Origin of the sequence: Pseudomonas sp. PDM15, assembly GCF_014851565.1 — a bacterium.
Classification (GTDB): Bacteria; Pseudomonadota; Gammaproteobacteria; order Pseudomonadales; family Pseudomonadaceae; genus Aquipseudomonas.
In genome coordinates this window covers 1-529 of record NZ_JACVAA010000022.1, presented here as the reverse complement: position 1 = coordinate 529, position 529 = coordinate 1, and the positions used below count along the sequence as shown (strand labels likewise).

At 53.9% G+C, this 529-nt stretch carries 1 protein-coding gene; it reads left to right on the top strand.

The window, feature by feature from the left end:
* A partial coding sequence (locus tag IB232_RS24080; RefSeq protein ID WP_192400899.1) for a hypothetical protein occupies nt 1–529 on the top strand: 529 nt, incomplete at both ends.

The window sequence follows — 529 nt, the reverse complement described above, 5'->3', positions numbered from 1 at the left end:
GAAAAGGAAGGAGGAGGAGGAAGAGGAAGAGGGGGAGAAGAGAAAGAAGGGGAAAGAAAAAGGAAGAAAAAAGGAAGGAAAAGAGAGGAAAGAGGAGAAAAGAGAGGGGAAAAAAGGAGGGGAGAAGAAAGGGAGGAGGGAAGGGGGGAGGAAAGGGGGGGGGAGAGGGAGAAGAGAAGGGAGAGGGAAAGGAGAAAAAGGAAGAGGGAGAAGAGGGAGGGAGGAGAAGAAAGGGAGAGGAAAGAAGAAGAGAGGGAAGGGAGAGAAGGAGGGAAAGAAGGGGGAGGAGAGAGGGGGAGAGAAAAAGAGAAGGGAAGAGGGAAGGAAGGAAAAGGAGGGATTAGAGGAAAGGAAGGGGGTGGAGAGAAAGGAAGAGGGAAAGAGGGAGGAAAGGGAGGAAGGGGGGGGAGAGAGGAGAGGAAAAGGAGGGAGGGAGGGAGAGGGAGAAGAGAGGGGAGAAGAGAAGGGAAAAGGGGAGAGAAGGAGAGGGGGGAAGGGGGGAAGGAAAGAAGAGGGAAGAGAGAGAGGG